We start from the raw sequence: 19759 nt of genomic DNA on the forward strand, positions 1-19759 counted from the left end.
GGGAAATCAGGGCATTGGCCAATCGGCAGGGGTCTGGCTCATCACCTCAACGAAGGCGTTTTTGGTGATTTCCATAAAGTTATGCAGATTTTCCATGCTCAGGGTGATTCCCAGCAGGCCGGTGACAAACCAGCAGGACATGCCCAGGCCGATTCCGCCGCACATCAGCGCCATCACATGGTGGCTGTTCTGACGAAAACGAATTTTCAGGGTGCTGGCGAAAAACATCATTATTGCGCTCAGCAATTCCCAGCGCATAACGATAAGACTGGTGGTTAAAGTAGCCATCTGCAACGAACCTCTATGAATCAGTAACATCCCTGACATTCATCGGACATCACTGGCGGCAAAGAAGGAAGGTCAGGGAGGCCCTTCAGGCCGTCGTATTACGCATTATTTTGTGACTTGTGTCACATTATATCACTCGATTTGAAATTTTGAACAAAATTTATACCTGGTATGGTAGAAAAAATTTTATCGACGTTGTGCGAGGTGCGATTGATAGGCAGGGGGGACGAACTGCGCCCGCAGGGGGGCGCGCAGACAGGATTAGCGGATCGGGCAGCACTCGCCGGTGGTACGCTGGGTAAAGCTGGCCAGGTTCTCGTTGCAATCAAAGCTCACCAGGCGTGGACGCTGGATCATCGCCTGACGACGCATGGTGTGGCGATAGGCCGTCGGTGTTTGCGAGAACTGACGACGAAACACGCGGGAAAAAGTTTGTTGCGAGTCATAGCCGTACTGCATCGCAATATCAAATACCGGGCGTTGCGTCTGGCGCAGTGCTTCTGCTGCCAGCGTTAAACGGCGTTCGCGGATATAGCCGCCCAACGTTTGTTTCGTCACGGTACGGAACATACGTTGCAGGTGCCATTTGGAATAACCTGATTTGGCCGCTACTTCATCAATTGACAGGGTTTTATCCAGATTCTGATCGATCCAGTGCGTCAGTGAATGAATGATTTCCTCTTGCATCATAACCACATCCTTCTGAGTAGAGATTCGAAGTTTCAATGGGGAACGAGTATAATTCCTCAAGTTAACTTGAGGTAAAGAGCCAAATGAAAAAAGAACGCAACTACCCGAAGCCGGTACTGACGCCGGGCGAAGTGGCAAAGCGCAGCGGCGTGGCGGTCTCGGCGCTACATTTTTATGAGACCAAAGGATTGATCTCCAGCACGCGCAATAACGGCAACCAGCGGCGTTACAGCCGCGATGTGCTGCGCCGCGTGGCGATCATTAAAATCGCGCAACGTATCGGTATTCCTCTCGCCACGGTGAGCGATAGCCTGATGCATGTGCCTGCCAACAAACGTATGTCGACCCAGGAATGGGACGCGCTGACCCAGCACTGGCGCGAGGAACTGGATAAACGCATCGAAACGCTTACGCGCCTGCGTAACGATCTCGACGGTTGTATTGGGTGCGGTTGTCTGTCGATGCGTGATTGTCCGCTGCGTAACCCCGGCGACCGATTGGCAGAACAAGGTTCAGGGGCGGTGTTACTCGATCCACAACAGGACGAGCAGAAACGCTAAGACGTCATCATCTATACTTGCCGGGTCAATCCATTGGTCAGGAAGCCATGATGATCACCGTTCACCATCTTGAAAATTCCCGTTCACATCGGGTGCTGTGGCTGCTGGAAGAGTTATCAGTGCCTTACCAAATTAAGCGTTACCAACGTGAAGGCACCTTGCTGGCACCGGAGTCGCTGAAAAAAGTCCATCCGCTGGGCAAATCCCCGGTGATCACCGATGGCAATCGGGTGGTGGCGGAGTCCGGGGCCATCCTCGAATATCTGGCAGAAAAATATGACGCCGAGTATCGGCTGAAACCTGGTGATGAGGATGCGCAGATTCAGGCCCGCTACTGGCTGCATTACGCCGAGGGATCGCTGATGCCGCTGCTGGTGATGAAACTGGTGTTCGGCCAGTTGGGCAAAAAGCCGGTGCCCTGGCTGCTGCGTCCGGCGGGCAAAGCGCTCAGCGCGGGTATCCAGAAAGCGTGGCTGAACAAGCAGCTGGCGCTGCATGGTAGCGTGATTGAGCAACATCTCAGCCAGCACCCTTACTTTGCCGGTCATCGTTTTACCATCGCCGATATCCAGATGAGTTTTCCGTTGCTGGCAATGCGCGCGCGTACCGGTCTGCGCGATATGCCCGCCAGTCTGCGCTGGCTGGAAGGGATGGAACAACGGGCGGCCTGGCAGCGGGCGCTGGAGCAGGGCGGTCCGATAAATTTCAGCGGTTAAATCCGTTATGCCAGATTATCAGTTGAAAACCGCCCGCCATTAACCGGATAATCGTTTGCCTTTTTTCTGTGTTTCCCCTTTTACGACCAGAAATACGCGGCTACGTAAACGTTTGCTTTGTTTCTTCACCGGAGAGACGTGCACCAGGACGGCAGGAAAACGGTAGCCGTGCGGCCACTCACAACACAAAAAATGCAGAGGATTAATTATGTCTGGCGATTCTCGCCCGGCCAGTGGAAAACTGGACGCCTGGTTCAAGATTTCAGCACGCGGTAGCAGCGTGCGTCAGGAAGTGCTGGCAGGGTTAACCACCTTCCTGGCAATGGTTTATTCCGTCATTGTGGTGCCGGGCATGCTCGGCAAAGCGGGTTTTTCTCCGACGGCGGTCTTCGTCGCGACCTGCCTGGTGGCAAGCTTTGGTTCCCTCCTGATGGGGCTGTGGGCCAACCTGCCTATGGCCATCGGTTGCGCCATCTCGCTGACCGCCTTCACCGCCTTCAGCCTGGTGCTGGGGCAGCATATCAGTGTGCCGATTGCCCTCGGGGCGGTGTTCCTGATGGGGCTGCTGTTTACCGTGATCTCTGCCACCGGCATTCGTGCGTGGATTTTGCGTAACCTGCCGATGGGGGTAGCGCATGGCACGGGCATCGGTATCGGCCTGTTCCTGCTGCTGATTGCCGCCGATAGCATTGGCCTGGTGGTGAAAAATCCGGCGGCCGGTTTGCCAGTGGAGTTGGGGCACTTTGCCTCCTTCCCGGTGATCATGGCGCTGGTCGGGCTGGCAGCCATCTTCGGGCTGGAAAAACGTCGTGTACCGGGCGGCATCCTGCTGACCATTGTCGGGATCTCCATTGTCGGATTGATTTTCGATCCGGCGGTGAAGTATCAGGGGCTGTTTGCCATGCCGAGCCTGAAAGATGCCAGCGGCCAGTCGCTGGTGTTTAGCCTCGACATCATGGGCGCGCTGCAACCAGCGGTATTGCCAACGGTGCTGGCATTGGTCATGACCGCGGTGTTTGATGCCACTGGCACCATTCGCGCGGTGGCCGGGCAAGCCAATCTGCTGGATAAAGACGGGCAGATCATTAATGGCGGTCGCGCGCTGACCACCGACTCGGTCAGCAGCCTGTTTGCCGGCCTGGTGGGTGCCTCTCCGGCAGCGGTGTACATCGAATCGGCGGCCGGTACGGCGGCGGGCGGTAAAACCGGTCTGACGGCGATTGTGGTTGGCCTGCTGTTCCTGGTGATTCTGTTTATGTCGCCTCTGGCGTATCTGGTCCCTGCTTACGCCACCGCGCCAGCGCTGATGTACGTGGGTTTACTGATGCTGAGCAACGTGGCGAAGATCGATTTCAACGATTTTGTCGATGCCATGTCCGGCCTGCTGACGGCGGTGTTTATCGTGCTGACCTGCAACATTGTCACCGGCATCATGCTCGGCTTCGCGGCGCTGGTGATTGGTCGCCTGTTTGCCGGTGAGTGGCGTAAGCTGAATTTCGGCACCGTGGTGATTGCTGTGGCGTTGGTGGCTTTCTACGCCGGTGGCTGGGCCATCTGATCTGAAAATCTCCTGAAGTCCGAATTATTATCTTTCCTTGCTGTGCCGCACGTCGGGTTTTCCTGTCGTGCGGCATTTTGTTTTACACTTTCCAGCGCAACAACATCGCTTTAACGATTACGATTCGCCTAAGGAAAGCATGGAAATCTTCTTTACTATTCTCATCATGACGCTGGTGGTGTCGCTCTCCGGCGTCGCGGCACGTATCTTGCCCTTTCAAATCCCGCTGCCGCTGGTGCAGATTGCTGCCGGTGCGATGCTCGCCTGGCCCACCTTTGGTCTGCATGTCGATTTTGATCCCGAACTGTTTCTGGTGCTGTTCATTCCGCCCTTGCTGTTCGCCGACGGCTGGAAAACGCCGATTAACGAATTCCTGCACCACGGGCGCGAGATCATCGGTCTGGCACTGGTGCTGGTGCTGATCACCGTGGTGGGGATCGGTTACCTGATTTACTGGCTGGTGCCGGGCATCCCGCTGATTCCGGCCTTTGCCCTGGCGGCGGTACTGTCACCCACCGATGCGGTGGCGCTCTCCGGTATCGTCGGTGAAGGGCGTATCCCGAAGAAAATTATGTCGATTGTGCAGGGCGAAGCCCTGATGAACGACGCATCTGGCCTGGTGTCACTGAAATTTGCCGTCGCCGTGGCGATGGGCACCATGGTGTTCACCTGGGGCGGAGCCAGCGTTGAGTTCCTCAAAGTGGCGGTGGGCGGCCTGGTGGCGGGTGTCGCAGTCTGCTGGCTGTATGGCCGTTCGCTGCGTCTGCTGAGCCGCTGGAGTGGTGATGACCCGGCGACCCAAACCGTATTGCTGCTGCTGTTGCCGTTCGCCTCTTATCTGATTGCTGAACATCTTGGCGTGTCGGGCATCCTTGCGGCGGTGGCAGCGGGTATGACTATCACCCGTTCCGGCATTATCCGCCAGGCTCCGCTGGCGATGCGTCTGCGTGCCAACAGCGTCTGGCAGATGCTGGAGTTCGTGTTTAACGGCATGGTGTTCCTGATGCTGGGTCTGCAATTGCCGGACATCCTCGAAGCCTCCGTCGAGCAGGCGAATGCCGATCCCAATGTCCAGCTGTGGATGTTGTTCACGGATATCGTGCTGGTGTATGGCGCGCTGATGGTGGTGCGTTTTGGCTGGCTGTGGCTGATGAAACGCGGCAGTCAGCGTTTCCTGAAGAAAAAGCCGCTGGAGTTTGCCAGCTACTCGCTGCGTGAGCTGCTAATCGCCTCTTTCGCCGGGGTGCGCGGTGCCATTACCCTCGCCGGTGTGCTGTCGATTCCGCTGTTCCTCACCAATGGCGATGCCTTCCCGGCGCGCTACGAGCTGGTGTTTCTCGCCACGGGCGTGATCCTGTTCTCATTGCTGGTTGGCGTAGTGGTGCTGCCTCTCCTGCTGCGCGGCATTGAGGGCACCGATAAAGTGGGACATCGTCGCGAGGTGCAAAGTGCGCGTGCTGCGATGGCCACGGTGGCGATTGATAGCCTGCACAAGATGGAAGAGCGACTGGAAAAAGACACCCAGGAAAACATCGACCCGGAGCTGTTGAAAGAGGTGAGCCTGCGGGTGATTGGTAACCTGCGCCGTCGCGTGGTTGGTAAAGACGAGCTGGAGCAGGCGCTGTTTGCCGAAAATCTGGAACGCCGATTCCGTCTCACAGCCATCAGGGCAGAACGCGCCGAGGTTTACCATCTGCGCGCCACCCAGCAAATCTCCAATGAAACCATGCAGAAACTGCTGCGCGATCTCGACCTGCTGGAAGCCCTGCTGATCGAGAAAGAGGAGTAACGGAGGGGCCGCCGCGCATCACACTGAGATGCGCGGCGCATTATCCGGCCAGTGCTCACGGCAGCAGGCAATCCACGCCTGGGCACTGCGCGACAAATAGCTACCTTCCCGCCAGATTAATCCCAGGCTCCACTTCAGCTCCGATTCCAGCGGTAGCCACAGTAACGATTGTTTATCCAGACGCTGACAAATCGGCTCCGGCAGAATCGCCAGCCCCATTTCTGCCTGTACCATCGCCGCCAGAAAATCCCACTGACCGCTGCGCACCGCGATATTCGGGGTCAGACCCAGGCGATGAAACGCCTTCATCAGCTGCCGATTCAGGGAAAATTCTTCGTTGAAAATCAGCAGCGGATGTTCCGCCAGCTCGCCCAATCCAAGGTGGGTACGATTAAGCCAGGGCGCGGTGCGGGGCAGCAGGACACACAAGGGATGGTGCATCAATTCCAGCGTGTTGAGAGGGAGGTCGGGGTCAACCGGCAGCGCAGTCAGTGCGATATCGAGGCTGCCATCCAGTACCGCCTGCTGCACAGTCAGACCACCAAATTCGGCGATCTTCAGCTCAACACCCGGATAGCGGCGGCGAAACGCCGAGATGGAACCGGCAATCTGCATCCCGACCATCGGCGGAATGCCAAGGCGCAGCTCGCCGGTCTTCAACTGGTTGATGTCACCAATTTCGGCTTCCAGCTGATGAAATTCCTGCAAAATCGCCAGTCCACGCTGATACACCGCCTGGCCGCTATCGGTAAGGTGCAGTTTGCGCCCGTCGCGCAACAGCAGCGTGCAGCCCAGCTCCTCTTCCAGCTGGCGCAGCATTTTGCTGATGGTCGGCTGGGTTACGTAGAGCTTCTGGGCAGCGCGGGTGAAACTTTGCTGGCGCACCACTTCGGTAAAGTAGCGCAGCGCGCGGACGTCCATAAAGTATTCCTTATTGGCATAGATTGAATAATATTAATTCATTTTTTTCACACTCTGTCTGCGATTTATACTGAACACCTGATTTATTTACCGGGGAGAGGGGAAAATGGCGTTCGCATTGAGTCCGCGCAGAACGGACATGCTGCAGCGTATTTTCGTCCCGCTACAGCTGGTGCTGTATGTGGGATTGTTTATGGCCAGCGACAAACTGGTGGGCTGGTTGCATTTGCCGCTGCCCGCCAACGTCGTCGGCATGGTTTTGTTGTTGGTATTAATCATGACGCACGTCATACCACTGCGTTGGGTGAAAGCCGGGGCGAACTGGTTGCTGGCCGAGATGCTGCTGTTCTTTGTTCCGGCGGTGGTGGCGGTGGTGAACTACAGCGATCTGCTGCGTAGCGAAGGCTGGCGTATCTGCGTGGTGATCGCGCTCAGTACCCTGCTGGTACTGGCTGCCACCTCGCTGGTGGTCGACCGTGTTTACCGTTTTGAAATGGCGCGCGCCGCGCGTAAGCAGGCACGTCATGAATGACCTGATTATCAGCCTGATCTGTCTGGTGCTGACGCTGCTGGTGTATTACCTCAACAAACGGCTTTACCGTCGCTGGCGTACCTTGTTGTTGATGCCGCTGGTGATGACGCCGCTGGTGTTGGTGGTGCTGCTGCTGGTAACCCATGTGAGCTGGAAAGACTATATCGCCGAAAGCCACTGGCTGTTGTGGCTGCTCGGCCCGGCCACCCTGGCCTTTGCCGTGCCGGTGTATGAAAACCAGGAGATTATTAAACGTCACTGGTTATCGCTCAGCCTGGGTGTGGCGACGGCGACGCTGGTTTCCGTTTGTAGCTCGGTGTGGCTGGCGCGGCTGCTGACCTTGCCGGAATCCATCCAGCGCAGCCTGGCGGTACGCTCCATCACCACGCCGTTTGCACTGGCAGCGGCCAAACCCATCGGTGGCCAACCGGACCTGGTGGCGTTATTTGTGGTGATCACCGGGGTGTTTGGTATGGCGGTCGGGGATTTTCTGTTCCTGCGCATCGCGATTAAGCAGGGGGTGGCGAAAGGTGCGGGCTTTGGTGCTGCATCGCACGGTGCCGGTACCGCACGCGCTTACCAGATCGGCCAGCAGGAAGGTGTGGTTTCCAGCCTGGTGATGATGCTTTCCGGCGTGGTAACGGTGATCCTCGCACCGCTGCTCGGCCACCTGATGTGGCAGGCTTAACGGCCCGTAAGGGCCGTTTTACTTCCCATCGACATCCCTGTTTACGTAAAGCTTGCCAAATAAAGTTGTGTCCTGCCGCCTGGCTGTTTACCCTTTCCGCCGAATTGATTGTCCTTCATGGAGTGGAATTACATGTTAAAGCAACTTGTTACAGGAAGCGTACTGGGTCTGGCACTGCTGAGCAGCGGCGCGCAGGCGATTGAGGGCAGTGTTGACGTGGGTGAGCACACCACCAACCTCAACCTTGGCCTCGGTACGACCTCACCGGGTTTGTTCCTCAATGGCAACTGGCTGCGCAGCGATCATGACGGCAGCAGCTACGGTCTGGGACTGGGTTATAACGTCGATTTCGGCGGCCTGCGTCTGGCACCGACAGCGAAAGCGCTGTTCACTCACCCGGAAGATGGTAAAGACGGCTTTACTGTGGCAGTGGGTGCGGGTGCGCAATATAACTTCAACCGTATGTGGGGCCTGTATGGTGGCTACTACTACGCACCAGAAGCGTTCTCTGATCACCTCGACAGCTACAAGGAAATGTCCGGTGGCCTGAGCTTCACCCCGATTTCCCTGCTGAACGTGCGTGTCGGTTATCAGTACATCGAGCTGAACAACAAGGGCAGCCGTAAAGACAACGTACTGGCCGATGGCCCGTATGTCGGCGCGTCACTGCGTTTCTGATAGGGGCGTAAACCGCACTGAATCGTAGCGGCGCGATTTATCGCGCAGTTTTAAAGGCGCGCGATAAATCGCGCCGCTACATGATCCGATCGCGTTTTGATTAGTGCGATTTCCCCTGCTGAATCCCCACTCCGGTCTGTGAACGAATAAACTGCCCACGGAAACGTCGCCGTTCAGCGGCTCCCTGCTCTGAACTGTCGGTGATGGAAAACAGCCAGGTACCGATAAAGGCCGCCAGCATTGAGAACAACGCCGGATACTCATAAGGATAAATCGGCTTCGCATGTCCCAGCACCTGCACCCAAATGGTCGGGCCGAGGATCATCAGCACCACCGCCGTCAACAGGCCGAGCCAGCCGCCAATCATCGCACCACGCGTGGTCAGTTTTGACCAGTACATCGACAGCAGGATAATCGGGAAGTTACAGCTGGCCGCAATCGAGAACGCCAGGCCGACCATAAAGGCGATGTTCTGTTTCTCGAACAAAATCCCCAGCGCAATCGCCACCACGCCGAGCACCAGAACCGTGACTTTCGAGACATGCAGCTCCTCACGCTCAGTGGCCTGCCCCTTACGGATCACGCTGGCGTACAGGTCATGGGAAACCGCAGAAGCACCGGCCAGGGTCAGACCGGCTACCACTGCCAGAATGGTGGCGAAGGCCACCGCAGAGATAAAGCCGAGGAACAGGCTGCCGCCTACCGCATCCGCCAGGTGTACCGCCGCCATATTGGTGCCGCCAATCAGCGCACCGCTGGCATCTTTAAACGCCGGGTTAGCGCCCACCAGCAGAATTGCGCCAAAGCCGATAATAAAGGTGAGGAAGTAGAAATAACCCATAAAGCCGGTGGCCCAGAACACGCTTTTACGCGCTTCGCGCGCATCCGCCACGGTGAAGAAGCGCATCAGGATATGCGGTAAACCGGCGGTACCAAACATCAGCCCCAGCCCCAGCGATAGCGCGGAGATCGGATCTTTCACCAGCCCGCCAGGCTGCATAATCGCCGCGCCTTTCGGATGCACCGCCATTGCCTCAGTAAACAGCGTATTGAAACTGAAGTTGGTGGCCTTCATCACCATAATCGCCATAAAACTGGCCCCGAACAGCAGCAGCACCGCTTTGATGATTTGTACCCATGTCGTCGCCAGCATGCCGCCGAACAACACATACATCACCATCAGGATGCCCACCAGCACCACCGCGATATGGTAGTTAAGGCCGAACAGCAGCTGAATCAGCTTACCGGCCCCGACCATCTGCGCAATCAGATACAGCGCAACCACCACCAGCGAGCCGCAGGCGGAGAGGGTACGAATCGGTTTCTGTGCCAGACGATAAGAGGCCACGTCGGCAAAGGTAAAACGGCCCAGGTTACGCAGGCGCTCGGCAATCAGAAACAGGATCATCGGCCAGCCCACCAGGAAGCCGAGTGAATAAATCAGGCCGTCATAGCCCGAGGTATACACCAGCGCCGAAATACCGAGGAAAGACGCGGCGGACATAAAATCCCCCGCCATCGCCAGCCCATTTTGGAAGCCGGTAATGTTGCCGCCTGCGGTGTAGTAGTCACTGCGTGAACGGGTACGTTTTGAGGCCCAATACGTGATGCCCAGCGTCGCGGCAACAAACACCACGAACATGATAATGGCTTCATAGTTGGTGGCCTGTTTCTGTACTTCACCGGTGATGGCATCGGCAAAGGCGCTGAGTGGCGCAGCGGCGAGGAGCAGCGGGAGCAGACGCTTCATTGTTTCACCTCGCGCAGAATTTGTTGGGTCAGGCGGTCAAATTCGCCGTTGGCACGCCACACATAGACGCCGGTCAGCACGAAGGAGATGACAATCAGGCCCACGCCGATGGGGATACCCCGCGTCACATTGGTGCCGGGATGGAGTGGCGTGCCAAGCCAGGCGGGGGCAAAGGCGATCAGCAGGATAAAACCAACGTACAGCACCAGCATGATCAGGCTAAGCAACAGCGCAAAGGCCTGGCGTTTATGCACCAGTTCCTGAAAGCGCGGATTGCTCTCGATTTGCTGCCACACAGCTTCCTGAGGGTTTACGGCTTCGTTCATCACAGTTTCTCCAGAGGCAAGGCAGGCAGTAACCTCACCAAAATGTGATGTTAACCGCCTGAATGTTCTAATTATTTAATAAATGCGATGTTGAAGAGTACGACGTAAGGTAAGGCTGGCGGTGAGGAGCCTTGCTAAACAGGCTGAACCTCACCGCCGGGGTTAAGCTCCATCAGGGCATTTTGATGGATTGTTTCTCTTCCAGCAGTTTCTCTACCACGCCAGGATCGGCCAGGGTTGAGGTATCGCCCAGATTGCTGGTATCGCCCGCGGCGATCTTGCGCAGAATACGGCGCATGATTTTGCCGGAGCGGGTTTTCGGCAGTGAATCGGTCCAGTGCAATACATCCGGGGTGGCAATCGGGCCAATCTCTTTACGTACCCAGTTGCGCACTTCGGTATAAAGCTCAGGCGACGGTTCCTCACCGTGGTTCAGCGTAATATAAGCATAGATCGCCTGGCCTTTGATGCTGTGCGGAATGCCCACCACTGCGGCTTCGGCAATCTTCGGATGCGACACCAGCGCTGACTCAATCTCCGCCGTGCCGAGGCGGTGACCGGAAACGTTCAGCACGTCATCCACGCGGCCGGTGATCCAGTAGTAACCATCTTCATCACGGCGGGCACCGTCACCGCTGAAATAGCGATTTTTGAAGGTGGAGAAATAGGTCTGCTCGAAACGCTCGTGATCGCCAAACAGGGTGCGTGCCTGGCCCGGCCATGAATCGACAATCACCAGGTTGCCTTCGGTTGCGCCTTCCTGGGTATTGCCCTCGTTGTCCACCAGCGCGGGCTGCACACCAAAGAAGGGTTTGGTGGCGGAACCGGCTTTCAACTCAATGGCCCCCGGCAACGGGGTGATCATGAAGCCACCGGTTTCGGTCTGCCACCAGGTATCAACAATCGGGCAACGACCGTCACCAATCTTGTTGTAGTACCACTCCCAGGCTTCCGGGTTAATCGGTTCGCCCACCGAACCCATAATGCGCAGGCTGGTGCGATGGGTGCCTTCGATGGCTTTGTCACCTTCGGCCATCAGTGCGCGAATCGCGGTCGGCGCGGTGTACAGCAGCGTGACCTTATGTTTATCAACCACTTCGGCCATGCGGCTCGGCTTCGGCCAGTTCGGTACGCCTTCAAACATCAGCGTGGTGGCACCGCAGGCCAGCGGGCCATAAATCAGGTAGCTGTGACCGGTGATCCAGCCAACGTCGGCGGTACACCAGTAAACATCATCAGGATGATAATCAAACACATACTTAAAAGTGGTTGCGGCATACACCAGATAACCGCCGGTGGTATGCAGCACGCCTTTCGGCTTGCCGGTGGAACCGGAGGTATAAAGGATAAACAGCGGGTCTTCCGCGTTCACCGCCACCGGTTGATGCTGATCGGAGGCTTTTGCCATCAGATCATGCCACCACAGGTCACGGCCTTCGCGCCAGCCGGTGTCTTTCCCGGTGCGCTGAAACACCACCACGTTCTTCACGCTGGTGACGTTGGGATTGTTCAGGGCATCGTCGACATTTTTCTTCAGCGGAATGCTGCGTCCGGCGCGTATACCTTCATCGGCGGTGATCACCAATTTGGCGCTGGAATCGACGATGCGTCCGGCCACCGCTTCCGGTGAGAAGCCGCCGAAAATCACCGAATGCACCGCGCCGATACGGGCGCAGGCCAGCATGGCAATTGCGGCTTCCGGCACCATCGGCATATAGATAGCGACTACATCGCCTTTCTTCACGCCGAGGCCGCTCAGGACGTTGGCAAAACGGCACACTTCCCCGTGCAGCTGGCGGAAGGTCAGGGTTTTGCTTTCGCTGGCGTCATCGCCTTCCCAGATAATGGCGGGATGGTCACCACGGGTTTGCAAATGGCGATCAAGGCAGTTGGCCGCGAGATTCAGCGTGCCATCTTCATACCAGCGAATGGAAATATTGCCTGGGGCAAAGGAGGTGTTCTTCACTTTGCTGTAGGGCGTCATCCAGTCGAGAATTTTGCCTTGTTCGCCCCAAAAGGTTTCGGGATCGTCAACCGACTGTTGATACATCTCTGCATATTGCCCGGCATTGATCAGGGCATTTTCTGCAATCGCAGCAGGAACGGGATGTTTGTGAATTTGGCTCATGGCTGACCTCCTTGAAGATGTTAATCATATGTCAATCAATAGTTAATTGAAGCCCGGCGCGAGAGCTTTGTTTCGGTTTTGCAGACTGGATCACGGCCTAAGCGTGTGGCTATTCATGTGGCAAATTTCGTTGTGTGATCAGTAAGGATGGCAGGGCGTTGCAGGCGAAGTCTGAGAAAGTTCTGAACAAAATAGCAGCAAACGCACCCGATGGCTTTTTGTCCGATTCTGCATAGCTATGCGGAAACTTATCGAATTAAAACTTTTCATAACAGCGGGTTATGGTTCTGTCATCGGATCAGCATTTTATGCTACAGCAAAGGATAAGATTTAAGCTATCCCCCCAGGGGTTGCATTTACCGTAGTGAAAATGGTACTTATCTCGCCCCTGTGAAACCAGTATCCACTCAGGCTGACTCACAGGATGCGCGCAAAACGCCCGCACAGCAGTACCGGATCTATTCCAGTATAACCCTCTATTTTATCGAGCTTTTGCTCCCTTCCCTGTGTGTATCGTCTTCTGCACCTTCGCAGCAGAGCAAAGGGGTTTTAACTGAGGAAATAACGCGTTATGAAAGGTTTTAAATTCAGCCTCGCCTGGCAAATAGTGATCGCACTGATTCTCGGCGTGGTGGTCGGCTCGGTGCTGCATAATCAGCCGGACGATCGTGAATGGTTAATCACCAATATTCTCAGCCCGGCCGGTGATATCTTCATTCATCTGATCAAGATGATTGTGGTGCCGATTGTCGTTTCATCATTGATTGTCGGCATCGCCGGTGTCGGTGATGCGAAAAAACTCGGACGCATTGGTGTCAAAACCATCGTCTATTTTGAAGTGATCACCACCATTGCCATTGTGGTCGGCATTACGCTGGCCAACGTATTCCAACCCGGCAGCGGCATTGATATGTCAACGCTGGCAACGGTGGACATCTCTAAATATGAAGCTACCACGCAGGCGGTGCAGGGCGCACCTCACAGCCTGGTGACCACCATCCTGTCGCTGATCCCGCAGAACATTTTCGCCTCGCTGGTGAGAGGTGACATGCTGCCGATTATCTTCTTCTCGGTATTGTTTGGTCTGGGGCTGTCATCACTGCCTGCGGAACATCGCGATCCGCTGGTGGGGCTGTTCCGTTCGGTTTCCGAAACCATGTTCAAAGTGACGCATATGATCATGCGCTACGCGCCGGTCGGGGTGTTTGCTCTGATTGCCGTCACCATTGCCAACTTTGGTTTTGCTTCGCTGTGGCCGCTCGCCAAGCTGGTGCTGCTGGTTTACGTCGCGATTCTGTTCTTTGCCTTTGTGGTGCTGGGTGCGGTGGCGCGTTTGTGTAAGCTGCGTATCACCACCCTGATGCGTATCCTGAAAGACGAACTGATTCTGGCCTATTCCACTTCCAGCTCGGAAACCGTGCTGCCACGCATTATGCAGAAGATGGAAGCCTATGGCGCACCGAAGGCCATCACCAGCTTTGTGGTGCCGACCGGTTACTCCTTTAACCTCGACGGTTCTACGCTGTATCAGAGCATCGCGGCGATCTTTATTGCCCAGCTGTACGGTATTGACCTGTCGCTGACCGATGAAATCATCCTGGTGCTGACCCTGATGGTGACCTCGAAAGGGATTGCGGGCGTACCGGGTGTCTCCTTTGTGGTGCTGCTGGCGACGCTGGGCAGCGTAGGGATTCCGCTGGAAGGTCTGGCGTTTATTGCCGGTGTTGACCGCATTATGGATATGGCGCGCACCGCGCTGAACGTGATCGGTAACGCGCTGGCAGTGCTGGTGATCGCGCGCTGGGAAAACCAGTTCGACACCGAACAGGCCGCCGCTTACGAGCTGCAATTACGCACCCAGGCATAACCTTCTGCACAAACCCGCCGTCCGGCGGGTTTTTTCTTTCTGCCCCACAAAACTGAAAAAATCTTTTCCTGCCTGAGTGAATTAAGAATTCAATTTGATATATAGTTTCACGAATAAATTATTCTTTCACCGGAGCCTGTGCGCATGAAAATCGATCTTAGCCAGATGGTCACTGAGGGCCGTAACCCGGCCAGCCAGCATATTGATGAGTTGTCGACGGAAGCGATGCTGCGCGTTATCAACGATGAAGATAAAAAGGTGGCGCTGGCTGTAGAAGCGATCGTGCCGCAGATTGCCCAGGTAGTGGATGCCATCACCACTGCCTTTCGCCAGGGCGGTCGCCTGATTTACTGTGGTGCTGGCACCTCCGGGCGTCTTGGCATTCTGGATGCCAGCGAATGTCCGCCGACCTTTGGCACGCCGCGCAGTCAGGTGGTGGGGTTAATCGCCGGGGGCCACACCGCGATTTTGCAGGCGGTGGAAAACGCGGAAGACAACGTTGCGCAGGGCGCACAGGATCTGCGTGATATTCAGTTCAGCGCCAAAGACGTGCTGGTGGGCATTGCTGCCAGTGGCCGCACCCCGTACGTGCTGGGGGCGCTCGACTACGCGAAACAACAAGGTGCGTTTAGCGCCGCCTTAACCTGCAACCCAAATAGCGCGATGGCGCAGGTGGCCGATGTGGCGCTGACCCCGGTGGTTGGCCCGGAAGTGGTCACCGGTTCCTCGCGGATGAAAGCCGGTACCGCGCAGAAGCTGGTGCTGAATATGCTGACCACTGGCGCGATGATTCGCAGCGGCAAGGTGTACGGCAACCTGATGGTGGATGTGGAAGCCACCAACCAGAAGCTGGTGCAGCGGCAGATTAACATCGTGCGCCAGGCGACCGACTGCGATGAAGCCAGGGCACAGCAGGCGCTGGCGGCCTGTCAGGGCCACTGCAAAACCGCCATTGTGATGGTGCTGGCGGGCTTACAGGCTGATGAAGCGCAGGCGCTGCTGGGCCAGCATCATGGCTTTATTCGTCAGGCGTTACGTGATGCAGGAGCGCAATAATGGCCGCCATCAGCGAATCCTTACTGCGCGATATTCTGCACGCCGTAGGTGGGGCGGCCAATGTGGCGCACTGCGGTAATTGCATGACGCGCCTGCGCCTGACCTTAGCGGATGCGCAGCTCGCCGATCATGCCCGGTTGAAAACCCTGCCAGGGGTGCTCGGAGTGATCGACAGCGATGCGCAGTTGCAGATTGTGCTGGGACCTGGCAAAGCGCAGAGCGCGGCGGAAATGATGCAGACGATGCTGGATAACCCGGCCGACCTGCAATCCATTGCCTCGGCGCAAAAGCAGCAGCTCAAAGCGAAACAAACCAGCCGCCTGCATCAGTTTCTTGCCCGCTTTGCCACCATCTTTACTCCGCTGATCCCCGGCTTTATCGGTGCCGGTTTGCTGCTGGGTTTTGCCACGCTGATCGAGCAGATTTTTCATCTCACCACGCCAGGCGATCATCCCCACTGGCTGCTGGCGACCGTCGCCTATATGAAGGTGTTTGGCAAAGGGCTGTTCACCTTTCTTAGCATCCTGATTGGTTATAACGCGCAAAAAGCCTTTGGCGGCACCGGGGTGAATGGGGCGATTATCGCTTCATTATTTGTGCTGGGTTATGTACCCACCGCCACCGTGGGTTATTACAGCGGCATGGAGAATTTCTTCGGCCTGACTATCGATCCGCGCGGCAATATTATTGGCGTGCTGCTAGCGGCGATATTTGGTGCCTGGCTGGAGCGGCAGCTGCGTAAAATCATTCCCGATAATCTGGATATGATTCTCACTTCTTTGCTGACCTTGATGATAACTGGCGCGGTGACTTTCCTGGTGATCATGCCGATTGGTGGTGAATTATTTAAAGGCATGTCATGGCTGTTTATTCATTTGAACAGCAATCCGTTTGGTTGCGCCATTCTGGCCGGATTATTTCTGATTGCGGTGATGTTTGGTATTCATCAGGGTTTTATCCCGGTTTATTTCGCTTTGATGGAAAGCCAGGGATTTAATTCGCTGTTTCCGATTCTGGCGATGGCGGGAGCCGGTCAGGTGGGGGCGGCGCTGGCATTGTGGTGCCGGGCGGATAAACATTCGCAGTTACGCAGCCAGATAAAAGGGGCGATTGTGCCGGGCCTGTTAGGCGTCGGCGAGCCGTTAATTTACGGCGTCACCCTGCCACGGCTGAAACCCTTTATCACCGCCTGTTGTGGCGGGGCGCTGGGCGGTTTCTTTATCGGGCTGGTGGCCTGGCTGGGATTACCCGTCGGCATGAACACGGTGTTCGGTCCGTCCGGGCTGGTGACGTTGCCGCTGATGACGTCGCCGCAGGGTATCTTCGCCGGTATGGCGGTATACCTCGCCGGATTGATGGTGGCCTGGGTGGGCGGTTTTGCCTTTACCTGGTGGGGTGGCACGCGCGGGGTGGATTTGAGTTAACCGATTAACGTCAAAAAAACGGCGCGATAATTCGCGCCACTACATTAAATTTAATGGATTTTTCTTCCTTTTCATTCCCCGACACCGCAAATCCCCTGCTTTATTCACAATTAAAATTAGATAACCACAGTAAAGTTATGACCTTTCCCTGCCGAAAAGATAAAGAAGGGTTATCAATTTTTTTTCTCGCCTCTGGCTTGCAAGGACTCACTCATGCGTAACAACCAGCCCATCACTCAGCGTGAATACGTCTTTGACGATCATGCCACCCTGATGTCCACCACCGATCTCAACAGCTATATCACCTACGCCAACGATGCTTTTATTGAGGTCAGTGGATTTACCCCGGAGGAGGTGAATGGCCAGCCGCATAACATGGTGCGCCATCCGGATATGCCGCCGGAAGCCTTTGCGGATATGTGGGCGACGTTAAAACAGGGTGAACCCTGGACTGCGCTGGTGAAAAACCGGCGTAAAAACGGCGATCATTATTGGGTACGCGCTAATGCCATTCCGGTGGTCCGTGGGGGGCAGGTGCAGGGATATATGTCGGTACGTACCAAACCGACACCCGAAGAAATTCGCCAAAGCGAGACGCTGTATCGGGATTTCCGTGAAGGGCGAACCAAAGGCCGCCGTTTTCATAAGGGGTTAATTGTTGGACGTTTCAGCGCGTTGCTGAAAACCCTGCCGCTGCGCTGGCGGATTCGCACCCCTCTGATCGTACTGCTGCCGCTTTCCGTGCTGGGCGTGTGGTTGCTCGGCCTGCCACCGCTGGCGCTGGGCTACTTTAGCGGCGGTATGGCGCTGTTGCTGTTGTTAGCCAGCCTGTGGCTGGAGCAGCAGATTTCACGGCCCATGGAGCGTATCTGTCGTCAGGCGTTGAGTGTGGCGACCGGGGCCAGCCATAAAGTGGAGCAGATGGATCGCGTCGATGAAATTGGTGTCACGCTGCGCGCCATTGGTCAGCTCGGGTTGATGTTCCGCTGGCTGGTGGATGATGTCAGCGGTCAGGCAATTAACGTGCTGGGAGCCAGCGATGCCATCGCGCGCAGCAACGATGAACTGAGTCGACGTACCGAGCAGGCGGCTGCCAATGTGCAGCAAACGGCCGCCACCATGAACGAAATGACGGCGACAGTGAAAAGTAATACCGAAACCGCCAGTGAAGTGAATGATCTTTCGGCCAACACCAGCCAGGCGGCGGTGCAGGGCGGTAAAGTGATGCAGGAAATGGTCGGCATGATGGCGGAGATTGCCGACAGTGCCAGGCGTATCGCCAATATTACCAGCGTGATTGACGGCATTGCCTTCCAGACCAATATCCTGGCGCTGAATGCGGCGGTTGAAGCGGCCCGCGCCGGGGAGCAGGGCAAAGGTTTTGCCGTGGTGGCCGGTGAAGTGCGCAGCCTGGCGCAGCGCAGCGCTACTGCGGCCAGCGAGATCAAAAAGCTGGTGGAAACCAGCGCCAGCCGCGTGCAGTCGGGTAGCAGTCACGCCGATGCCGCCGGACGTACCATGCAGGACATCGTTGAACAGGTGCAGCATGTCACTGCGTTAATCGCGCAGATCAGTGCGGCGACGGCAGAACAATCCGTGGCGCTGAGCGAAGTGAGCGGCGCGGTGGAGGACCTCGATGACATCACCCATCAAAACGCCGCGCGCGTGCAGGAAGGGGCAGAAGCGTCAGAACGCATGGCGCGCCAGGCGAATCGCCTGGTGGAAGCGATCAGCGTGTTCCGTTAAAGCTCGGATATCACCTCCCGTCGGGCGCGCAGTGCGCCTGGCGGTTGTCCGACAATCCGCTTAAACGCCCGGCTGAATGCCGCCAGCGAGCCATAACCCAGATGAAAGGCGACGCTTTCCATCGCCTCTCCCTCGTTAACGATGCGCTGCACAGCCAGACGCATACGCAGCTCGGTGAGATAGCGCAGCGGTGTCATGCCGGTGGCCGACTGAAAACGGGCGGCAAACACCGAACGCGAGCTGCCCGATTCGCGTGCCAGCCGTTCTACCGTCCAGTTTTCGCCTGGCGCGCGGTGCATGGCCGCCATCGCCAGACTGAGGCGTGGATCGCGCAGCGCCTGCACCAGCCCGCTGCCTTTGCCGCAGCCGTTTTCCACCCAGCCACGTACAATCTGTGCCGCCACCACATCCGCCAGACGTGACAAAATCCCGGCAAATCCCGCCTGGCGCAGGCGCGTTTCGCGCTCCATCGCATCGAGGATCGGCTGGATTTCCGGGTATTGCGCCAGCAGCGTGCTGACCAGCATCACATCCGGCATGGTGTGCACCAGCGGCTGCATCCCGCCCAGTTCAAACGCCATGCAGGCGCTGAACAGCACCACATCGGCGTTCTCCGGGCTGTCGCACGCGGTGCCGTCAATGGCACAAACGCTGTCGCAAATCGGTTTGCTATTGAAGGTGCTGATCGGCTCGCAGTGTGCTTCTTCGCTTGAGATCAGCGCGTGGGGCCGACCATGCGGGATCAGCAGCGCATCACCGGCTTCCAGTGGATAGATCGTCCCGGAGGCGGAGCGGATCAGCAGCGATCCGCGTCCGACAAAATGCAGCTGCGCCCGGCCAGGCGCGTCGTCGTAACGCAGACCAAACGGGGCATTCAGGGCAATGCGCTGATACCTGACGCCGTACAGACGCATACCCATCAGCAGTTCACTGGTCAGATCTTCATAGCGGCTCATACGATTCCAGACGAATTATCAAAAAACAAAGTTTCTGTATCATAGATCGTCTTGCTGTTGCTCACTATGCTCACACTTTAATATTT

At 56.6% G+C, this 19759-nt stretch carries 18 protein-coding genes; 11 read left to right on the forward strand and 7 right to left on the reverse strand.

All coding sequences use genetic code 11. From position 1 onward, the window contains the following. Positions 1–6: 6 nt before the first annotated feature. Together HA50_RS01385 and soxS are read right to left on the reverse strand one after the other, a co-directional pair. Positions 7–288 carry a YjcB family protein gene (locus tag HA50_RS01385; protein ID WP_084871855.1) on the reverse strand — a complete coding sequence of 94 codons (282 nt, stop codon included), beginning with the start codon at positions 286–288 and terminating at the stop codon, positions 7–9. Between the two features lie 261 nt (positions 289–549). Beyond that, the gene (gene soxS, locus HA50_RS01390; protein ID WP_084871856.1) at positions 550–978 is read right to left on the reverse strand and encodes a superoxide response transcriptional regulator SoxS; all 429 of its coding nucleotides are present in this window, start codon (positions 976–978) and stop codon (positions 550–552) included. Positions 979–1061: 83 nt separating this feature from the next. On the opposite strand from soxS, the gene soxR reads away from it, so the two are divergent. The 4 genes from soxR to HA50_RS01410 all read left to right on the forward strand — a co-directional run bounded on the left by soxR (position 1062) and on the right by HA50_RS01410 (position 5601). Beyond that, positions 1062–1538 (forward strand): redox-sensitive transcriptional activator SoxR, encoded by a 477-nt coding sequence (gene soxR, locus HA50_RS01395; RefSeq protein ID WP_084871857.1) that lies wholly within the window; start codon positions 1062–1064, stop codon positions 1536–1538. Between the two features lie 50 nt (positions 1539–1588). After that, positions 1589–2254 carry a glutathione S-transferase family protein gene (locus HA50_RS01400; RefSeq protein ID WP_084871858.1) on the forward strand — a complete coding sequence of 222 codons (666 nt, stop codon included), beginning with the start codon at positions 1589–1591 and terminating at the stop codon, positions 2252–2254. A gap of 208 nt (positions 2255–2462) precedes the next feature. Beyond that, positions 2463–3812, forward strand: coding sequence for an NCS2 family permease (locus tag HA50_RS01405; RefSeq protein WP_084871859.1), 1350 nt, complete (start codon positions 2463–2465; stop codon positions 3810–3812). A gap of 139 nt (positions 3813–3951) precedes the next feature. Beyond that, the gene (locus HA50_RS01410; RefSeq protein WP_084871860.1) at positions 3952–5601 is read left to right on the forward strand and encodes a Na+/H+ antiporter; all 1650 of its coding nucleotides are present in this window, start codon (positions 3952–3954) and stop codon (positions 5599–5601) included. 18 nt (positions 5602–5619) lie between these two features. Here HA50_RS01410 and HA50_RS01415 read toward each other — a convergent pair whose 3' ends face one another. Next, complete coding sequence (locus tag HA50_RS01415) at positions 5620–6522, reverse strand: LysR family transcriptional regulator (RefSeq protein WP_084871861.1); 903 nt, start codon at positions 6520–6522, stop codon at positions 5620–5622. Between the two features lie 106 nt (positions 6523–6628). On the opposite strand from HA50_RS01415, the gene HA50_RS01420 reads away from it, so the two are divergent. The 3 genes from HA50_RS01420 to HA50_RS01430 all read left to right on the forward strand — a co-directional run bounded on the left by HA50_RS01420 (position 6629) and on the right by HA50_RS01430 (position 8420). Next, positions 6629–7054: a CidA/LrgA family protein gene (locus HA50_RS01420; RefSeq protein ID WP_084871862.1), complete on the forward strand. Its 426-nt coding sequence runs from the start codon at positions 6629–6631 to the stop codon at positions 7052–7054. Beyond that, complete coding sequence (locus HA50_RS01425; RefSeq protein WP_084871863.1) at positions 7047–7742, forward strand: LrgB family protein; 696 nt, start codon at positions 7047–7049, stop codon at positions 7740–7742. The genes HA50_RS01420 and HA50_RS01425 overlap by 8 nt, the downstream gene beginning before the upstream one ends. A gap of 132 nt (positions 7743–7874) precedes the next feature. After that, a complete protein-coding gene (locus HA50_RS01430) occupies positions 7875–8420 on the forward strand; it encodes a YfaZ family outer membrane protein (protein ID WP_084871864.1) in 546 nt (181 codons plus the stop codon). Positions 8421–8520: 100 nt separating this feature from the next. On the opposite strand, the gene HA50_RS01435 is transcribed toward HA50_RS01430, so the two are convergent. The 3 genes from HA50_RS01435 to acs all read right to left on the reverse strand — a co-directional run bounded on the left by HA50_RS01435 (position 8521) and on the right by acs (position 12624). Beyond that, positions 8521–10170, reverse strand: coding sequence for a cation acetate symporter (locus HA50_RS01435; protein WP_084871865.1), 1650 nt, complete (start codon positions 10168–10170; stop codon positions 8521–8523). Next, complete coding sequence (locus tag HA50_RS01440) at positions 10167–10496, reverse strand: DUF485 domain-containing protein (RefSeq protein ID WP_084871866.1); 330 nt, start codon at positions 10494–10496, stop codon at positions 10167–10169. The genes HA50_RS01435 and HA50_RS01440 overlap by 4 nt, the downstream gene beginning before the upstream one ends. Before the next feature lie 172 nt (positions 10497–10668). Then, on the reverse strand, positions 10669–12624 hold the full coding sequence (gene acs, locus HA50_RS01445) for an acetate--CoA ligase (RefSeq protein ID WP_084871867.1): 1956 nt from the start codon (positions 12622–12624) through the stop codon (positions 10669–10671). 571 nt (positions 12625–13195) lie between these two features. On the opposite strand from acs, the gene gltP reads away from it, so the two are divergent. From gltP to HA50_RS01465, 4 genes are all read left to right on the forward strand, one after another. Further along, positions 13196–14491 (forward strand): glutamate/aspartate:proton symporter GltP, encoded by a 1296-nt coding sequence (gene gltP / locus HA50_RS01450; protein WP_084871868.1) that lies wholly within the window; start codon positions 13196–13198, stop codon positions 14489–14491. A 144-nt stretch (positions 14492–14635) separates the two neighbouring features. Next, positions 14636–15547 (forward strand): N-acetylmuramic acid 6-phosphate etherase, encoded by a 912-nt coding sequence (gene murQ / locus HA50_RS01455; RefSeq protein ID WP_084871869.1) that lies wholly within the window; start codon positions 14636–14638, stop codon positions 15545–15547. Next, positions 15547–16971: a PTS N-acetylmuramic acid transporter subunit IIBC gene (gene murP, locus HA50_RS01460; RefSeq protein ID WP_084871870.1), complete on the forward strand. Its 1425-nt coding sequence runs from the start codon at positions 15547–15549 to the stop codon at positions 16969–16971. Before murQ ends, murP begins: the two co-directional genes overlap by 1 nt. A 213-nt stretch (positions 16972–17184) precedes the next feature. Next, a complete protein-coding gene (locus tag HA50_RS01465; protein ID WP_084871871.1) occupies positions 17185–18717 on the forward strand; it encodes a methyl-accepting chemotaxis protein in 1533 nt (510 codons plus the stop codon). Here HA50_RS01465 and HA50_RS01470 read toward each other — a convergent pair. Beyond that, positions 18714–19673 carry an AraC family transcriptional regulator gene (locus tag HA50_RS01470; protein WP_084871872.1) on the reverse strand — a complete coding sequence of 320 codons (960 nt, stop codon included), beginning with the start codon at positions 19671–19673 and terminating at the stop codon, positions 18714–18716. The two genes, HA50_RS01465 and HA50_RS01470, sit on opposite strands and share 4 nt — an antisense overlap. Positions 19674–19759: the final 86 nt, after the last annotated feature.

The organism is Pantoea cypripedii (genome assembly GCF_002095535.1).
GTDB classification, from domain to species: Bacteria; Pseudomonadota; Gammaproteobacteria; order Enterobacterales; family Enterobacteriaceae; genus Pantoea; species Pantoea cypripedii.

Bases quoted from the DNA above. Each gene is read 5' to 3' on its own strand.
- HA50_RS01385 (WP_084871855.1), bottom strand. From the start codon at position 288: ATGGCTACTTTAACCACCAGTCTTATCGTTATGCGCTGGGAATTGCTG.
- soxS (WP_084871856.1), bottom strand. From the start codon at position 978: ATGATGCAAGAGGAAATCATTCATTCACTGACGCACTGGATCGATCAG.
- soxR (WP_084871857.1), top strand. From the start codon at position 1,062: ATGAAAAAAGAACGCAACTACCCGAAGCCGGTACTGACGCCGGGCGAA.
- HA50_RS01400 (WP_084871858.1), top strand. From the start codon at position 1,589: ATGATCACCGTTCACCATCTTGAAAATTCCCGTTCACATCGGGTGCTG.
- HA50_RS01405 (WP_084871859.1), top strand. From the start codon at position 2,463: ATGTCTGGCGATTCTCGCCCGGCCAGTGGAAAACTGGACGCCTGGTTC.
- HA50_RS01410 (WP_084871860.1), top strand. From the start codon at position 3,952: ATGGAAATCTTCTTTACTATTCTCATCATGACGCTGGTGGTGTCGCTC.
- HA50_RS01415 (WP_084871861.1), bottom strand. From the start codon at position 6,522: ATGGACGTCCGCGCGCTGCGCTACTTTACCGAAGTGGTGCGCCAGCAA.
- HA50_RS01420 (WP_084871862.1), top strand. From the start codon at position 6,629: ATGGCGTTCGCATTGAGTCCGCGCAGAACGGACATGCTGCAGCGTATT.
- HA50_RS01425 (WP_084871863.1), top strand. From the start codon at position 7,047: ATGAATGACCTGATTATCAGCCTGATCTGTCTGGTGCTGACGCTGCTG.
- HA50_RS01430 (WP_084871864.1), top strand. From the start codon at position 7,875: ATGTTAAAGCAACTTGTTACAGGAAGCGTACTGGGTCTGGCACTGCTG.
- HA50_RS01435 (WP_084871865.1), bottom strand. From the start codon at position 10,170: ATGAAGCGTCTGCTCCCGCTGCTCCTCGCCGCTGCGCCACTCAGCGCC.
- HA50_RS01440 (WP_084871866.1), bottom strand. From the start codon at position 10,496: ATGAACGAAGCCGTAAACCCTCAGGAAGCTGTGTGGCAGCAAATCGAG.
- acs (WP_084871867.1), bottom strand. From the start codon at position 12,624: ATGAGCCAAATTCACAAACATCCCGTTCCTGCTGCGATTGCAGAAAAT.
- gltP (WP_084871868.1), top strand. From the start codon at position 13,196: ATGAAAGGTTTTAAATTCAGCCTCGCCTGGCAAATAGTGATCGCACTG.
- murQ (WP_084871869.1), top strand. From the start codon at position 14,636: ATGAAAATCGATCTTAGCCAGATGGTCACTGAGGGCCGTAACCCGGCC.
- murP (WP_084871870.1), top strand. From the start codon at position 15,547: ATGGCCGCCATCAGCGAATCCTTACTGCGCGATATTCTGCACGCCGTA.
- HA50_RS01465 (WP_084871871.1), top strand. From the start codon at position 17,185: ATGCGTAACAACCAGCCCATCACTCAGCGTGAATACGTCTTTGACGAT.
- HA50_RS01470 (WP_084871872.1), bottom strand. From the start codon at position 19,673: ATGAGCCGCTATGAAGATCTGACCAGTGAACTGCTGATGGGTATGCGT.